Annotated in this window: 5 protein-coding genes; 2 read left to right on the top strand and 3 right to left on the bottom strand. The window is 67.4% G+C overall.

Features of this window, described 5'->3' with window-relative positions; genetic code table 11:
• Positions 1-1,930 (bottom strand): tetratricopeptide repeat protein (locus tag A4R35_RS10095; RefSeq protein WP_189361614.1); only part of this gene is annotated, 1,930 nt, incomplete at its 3' end.
• Between the two features lie 386 nt (positions 1,931-2,316).
• On the opposite strand from A4R35_RS10095, the gene A4R35_RS10090 reads away from it, so the two are divergent.
• Positions 2,317-2,643, top strand: coding sequence for a hypothetical protein (locus A4R35_RS10090; RefSeq protein WP_112428976.1), 327 nt, complete (start codon positions 2,317-2,319; stop codon positions 2,641-2,643).
• 477 nt (positions 2,644-3,120) lie between these two features.
• Here the strand turns inward: A4R35_RS10090 and A4R35_RS10085 are convergent, their stop codons facing one another.
• Both A4R35_RS10085 and A4R35_RS10080 read right to left on the bottom strand, forming a co-directional pair.
• On the bottom strand, positions 3,121-3,663 hold the full coding sequence (locus A4R35_RS10085) for a hypothetical protein (RefSeq protein WP_112428974.1): 543 nt from the start codon (positions 3,661-3,663) through the stop codon (positions 3,121-3,123).
• A 9-nt stretch (positions 3,664-3,672) separates the two neighbouring features.
• The gene (locus A4R35_RS10080) at positions 3,673-4,359 is read right to left on the bottom strand and encodes a tetratricopeptide repeat protein (RefSeq protein ID WP_112428972.1); all 687 of its coding nucleotides are present in this window, start codon (positions 4,357-4,359) and stop codon (positions 3,673-3,675) included.
• Between the two features lie 466 nt (positions 4,360-4,825).
• Between A4R35_RS10080 and A4R35_RS24665 the strand changes: the two genes are divergently transcribed.
• Positions 4,826-5,015: hypothetical protein (locus A4R35_RS24665; protein ID WP_223258281.1), on the top strand; the 190-nt coding region annotated here is incomplete at its 3' end.

Genomic DNA, 5,015 nt, shown 5'->3' with positions numbered 1-5,015 from the left:
GGCCCAGGTCGCGGTAGAGAGCCGCAAGGGTGTGGAGAGAAGCACCAGTAGCGAGATGGCCGGGGCCGAGGGTCTGCTCGGAGAGAGAGAGGGAGCGCTGTGCGAGCGGGAGGGCCTCCTCAGAGCGGCCCTGCACCCGCAGCGTGCGGCTGACCTCATTGAGTAAGGCAGCAGCGCTGGGCGTTTGAAGAGAAGGCTCCGCCTCGATCCAGATGGCAGCCTGCAAGGCGTGGGGCAGCAATTGCTCCCGCAGAGGCCAGTGCTCCAGCGCCTTCCCAAGAAAAGCCTGCACCAGCGCCTCAATCACTAGCTCTTTCCAGTCCCGCTGCTCCTGCGGGGGGAGACTGGACCGGAGGACGACCTGTAGGAGCCGATGGAGCTGCAGACTGCCACTGGAGGGGTCGCGGCTGAGCAGCGAATAGGCCCGTAGGGCCTCGATGGTGGCATTGAGGGTGAACCGGTTGGCTACCGTCGCCGCCAGAGGATGGGCCAACCGGGCCAGCCCTGCCGCTAGCAGGGCCTCTGGAATGGGGTCGGGCGCCAGGAAGGCGCAGAAGTGCAGCAGGTCCACTGCCTCTGGGTGGCGCTTCCGAACCCGCGAGCAGGAGAGGTCCCAGGTGGTGGCCACAGGGGTGGGATGATCGCTGCCCTGGGGGTCCCGATGCCCGCTGCGCAGACGCAGCAGCTCCAGCCGCCGCTGCTGCAAGAGCTGCCGGTAAGCCGCGCAAGAGTCCCCGGTCGCCGCCAGATAAGCGCCGGCCTGATCGAGGGCCAGCGGCAGCCCACCCAGCTCCTCGCTCAGGAGGAGCGCTTCCTGCCGCTCACGGGGGGCAGCCTGCTCCAGCGAGGCATCAGGAGGGAGGCGACCGGCCCGTCGCAGCAGCAACAGAGCGCCCTGCTCGGGGGAGAAGCAGGACAAGGCGAGCGGCTGGGGCAGGCCCAGGCCGAGAGAACCCAGGTCCGCGGCGCAGGTGGTGATGAGGAGATGACCAGCGACATTCGGGGGCAGAAACGGGGAGCCGAGCACAGGCGGCCAGTCGGGCCGAGAAGAGAAGAGGAGTGCCGGCTCATTGAGATGATCCAGGATGAGCAGGTAGCCAGGCTGCGTCTGCAGCCAGCGGCGTACCGCCAGCACGACCCAGAGCAGCTCCTGTTCATGGCGTCCCGGCAGCGAGAGCAGGGAGGCCAGCTCACGATAGGAGGCGAGCAGCGTTTCCTGGCTGGTGGCGTCGACCCAGAGCACCGCGCGGTAAGCAGAGCGGAAGCGGAAGGCGTATTCGACGGCGAGGCGGGTCTTGCCGACCCCGCTCAGACCACTGATGGCCAGGGCCTGGCCAATGGCGGGGGAACGCTGCTGGAGGAAGGCGTCCAGAGCCGCTAGCTCGTCCTCGCGTCCGGTGAAGCAGGGGCTGGGAGCAAATGGCACATTCCACAGGGGAAGTGCGGGCTCAGAGGAGTGAGAAACCAGTGAGGCCGAGCGGTCACTCAGCGCCTGGCGTAAGCCGCTTGTGAGCTGGCGCAGGCCCTCGTCGGAGTCATATCGGCTGGCAATGGGCCGGCGATCAGCCGGGAGTGGCTTCAGGTCGAGGCCAAGGGGCTGTTCCCAGTCGCAAGCGCGCAGGAGCACCGGAATGAGCCGGATCTCGTCCGCGAGGCGACGCTGCCGGGCTTGCTGTAGCTCGCTGTGGCCCTGCTCGGAGGCCAGGTAGTCTGGACTGAATATGAGCAAGACAACCGAGGCGCGCGCAAAGGCATGAGCCCGCTCCTGCCCCAGATCGCTGCCCCCGGGAACCAGGTCGTCGTGCCAGAGCGAGATCAGCCCCTCCGCTTCGAGCGGCTGGAGAGCGGTCAGCACGCGATCGAACCAGGAGCGGTCCGCTGGGGACCTGGACCAGGAACAGAACACCAGAACCGGGGCCGTTGTCTCCATGATGCTCCCTCCGGTCTCCGAGCCGGCGGCAGCCGGGGGATGGATTGGAATCAGTCTCTGCCTAGTATAGATGAAGGGGAGCACAGGAGCAAGAGGTGCAGCAGGTACGAGCAGGGAGAGAAGTGGGACAGAGCTGGGGGCTGAGGAGATCAGTGCGAACGGGGCACACACTGGCTTGGAATCCCGCGCGAGTGGGGCCAGAGTGGTAGAGCAACGAGGGCAAGGACAGCCTCTCTTGAGCCTGCCTGCAGGAGCTGGTGATCGAGCGTGCAGCTCTGGCGCATCGGCGGGTGATGAGAGGCTCTGGCACCAGCTCACAGCCAGCTGGGCGTTGTCCTGATTCAGACGGAGCCGCAAACGCGGTCCATTTCAGAGAGGAGTTTACCATGCTGACTGACTCGGAGAGAGATGTCGATAGCCTGCGCTTACTGCGCTTCAGCGCTCCGCTGGCGCTGGAGCTCGACCGGGAGCGCTGTCAGCGGTTGGCCTCGCTCATTCACCGGCCCTTGCGCGAAGAGGATTTCCTTCTCCTGGAAGCCCTCTTCCAGGAGCGCGAACAGCGCCCGCGGAACTGCCGGCGTCTCTTGTCAGAAAGAACGTACGAGTTGCTGTCTCTGATGGCTGGTCGGCTGATCCATGAGCAGCCGGTCGCGGCTCGGACGGCTCTGGAGTGGGGGCTGTTTCGACTGATTCCCCGGGAAGAGGATGCCTGATTGTGCCTCCCTGGCCCCATCGCTTCTCTCAATCTCTCTGGCCCGTGACGACCACGAGGGCTGCTTCCTTGGCTTATGTTCTTGTGCAACGAACCCGCCCTGGACAGATCAGCTGCACAGCCTCTGGGTCAGGGTGTTTCCTCTCATCCAGAGCGGCTGGCAACTCGTGACAGTCATCGCCTGGGGTCCAGTCCCAGCAAGCTGCCTCGGCGGCCAGCGAAGAGGTGCGCACCTGGCGTCTCCTTTCGCCGCGATGAAGGAGGAAGGAGGCTGAAGGCCAGCAACCAGCCTGGCGTTGATCAGCTCGACGATGAGAGGAAGCGGGGCAGGACAGCCCCGGATGGGCCGTCACGGGCCAGCCCTGCTCCGCTTCCCTTCTCTCCAGTGCGGCCCTCCCAAGCTGCCACGAGCAGCCGACGCCCGGCCCGCTCCCAGAGACTGCCTCCCTGCCGGCCCGGCCTGGGAGCGGGTGAGCCGTCAGGGGCCGCCTGGCTGCCCCTGCCCGTGCTCCTGCCAGCGCGCCAGCTCCACCAACAGGGGGATCAGCTCCTGGCAGACCCGATCCAGCACGGGATACGGATCTGCCAGGCCGCGCTGGCGCCAGTCCTCCCGGACCAGCTGCGCAGTCGGGGAGACCTGTTCCAGGGGGAGAGCGAGCAGCCGCCCAAACAAGCGGCGTTGCGCTTTGTGATCGTCCAGCACGTTGTGCTGAGCCATCCAGGCACACCTGTTCACAGCATGCTGGAAAGCCTCCTCAACGCGCTCCTCCTCCACGGCCAGCTCGCCCAGCACTTCCTCGCCCCGCCCCAGCAGCAGCCAATAACCCTCCTCCTCGGCGATGGCGCGCGCCTCCTGCCAGGCGGCCTGCGCCTCCTGGTGCCGACCCAGGTGGGAAAGCGCCTCCATCAGGGCGACCAGGCGTGTCGCCAGCTGGGCGCGATCCTGCACCTGGCGCGCGTGCCCACCAGCGCATTGCCAGTGGGCCACCGCCTCCTCCCACCGTTCCTGCGCTGCGGCCACCCGCCCCTGCTAGTACTGGCTGGTGATGAAGACCTCCTCATCAAAGCCGGTCACCAGCGCCTCAGCCTGGCGAAGCAAGGTATCGGCCTCCTCGAACTGTCCCTTCAGCAGGGCCACCTGCCCCAGGCGGTTAGAGGTGGCCGCCAGGCCACTGCGATAGCCCACATGGGCATAGCATTCGAAGGCCCGGCGGAAAGGCTGCTCCGCCTGCACCAGTTCCTCATGCTCCAGATACATCAGGGCCAGCGTGCTCTGCGAGAGGCCAACCGCGCGCTCATCGAGCTGGCCCTGCTTCCAGAGTTCCTCACGCACGCGAAGGCCCAGCAGGCAGAGGCGCAGTGCCTCCTCGACCCGCCCCTGCAACCGGTAGACATGCCCGATATTCTTGAGCAGATTGGCATACCAGGCCAGACTGCCCCGCTGCTGATGATAGGCCAGCGAGGCAGAGGAATAGTGGAGCGCCTCCTCCCACTGGCCCAGCCGGCGAGAGAGATAGCCGAGCTGGCCCTGTAACCTCCTGGCCTGTTCCTCATCGCCACGGCGCTGGGCCAGCTGCAGACAGTGCTCATAGGCCTCGATCGCCTCTCGAAAGCGGTACAGCTGCAGCGCGCAGCGGGCCTGCTCATAGAGCAGTTCCCCTTGCTGGGCCTCCTGCCAGGCCGGATCGGCCTCCTCCTGCAAAGCCTGGAGCAGCAAGCGAGCGCTCTGGCGTGCCGGGCCGAGAGAACGACCCGGCGACGTGCCACCCCGGCAACGACTGGGTCAGGTCATGCGGCATACGTCCTGGTTCCTCCTCTCTCCCGGGTCAAGACGGGTGCGACGGCGCCTGCAGCGCCTCCTGCCAGGCAGCCGCCTGCTCCTGGGGGACCCGCCGTCCCAGCTCCCCCAGGAGCAGGCGCTGCAGGTCCCAGTCCAACAGGGCCGCGATCCGCTCGCCTTCGCGCCCCTGCCGGGCTCTGCCGTGCCAGCCAGAAGGTAGCCAGCCAGCCTTGGATCTCGCGCCAGCCCGCCGGGCCAGCGACCCGGCGCATCCTGCAGTGGCTCACCGAGAGCAGCCGGGCGCGGCGTCGAGGCGGAGACCCTGCGCCAGCTCGGCGAGCTGCTCCAGCAGCCGGGTCCGATCTGCTGGCTGACGGGGGTCAAGCCTCCCGTCGCGCAGGGCTTGGGCAAGGACGACCAGAGCGAGCGGGTAGCCGTCAGCCCAGGCAAGGGCGAGGGCGCGCACCTCGGGAGCCAGCGTCGGCGCCACCGCATCCAGGAGGGTCTCGCTGCTGGCGGGATCGAGGGGCGCGAGTTCCAGCTGCTGGACGGGCTAGGCGGCCTGCTCCCAGCTCCAGGGAAGCGGGTCCCCA

Source organism: Thermogemmatispora tikiterensis (assembly GCF_003268475.1).
Classification (GTDB): domain Bacteria; phylum Chloroflexota; class Ktedonobacteria; order Ktedonobacterales; family Ktedonobacteraceae; genus Thermogemmatispora; species Thermogemmatispora tikiterensis.
Note: the sequence above shows the minus strand (reverse complement) of the source record. Positions and strands in the feature narration are given on the sequence as shown.

Bases quoted from the DNA above. Each gene is read 5' to 3' on its own strand.
- A4R35_RS10090 (WP_112428976.1), top strand. From the start codon at position 2,317: ATGCTGACTGACTCGGAGAGAGATGTCGATAGCCTGCGCTTACTGCGC.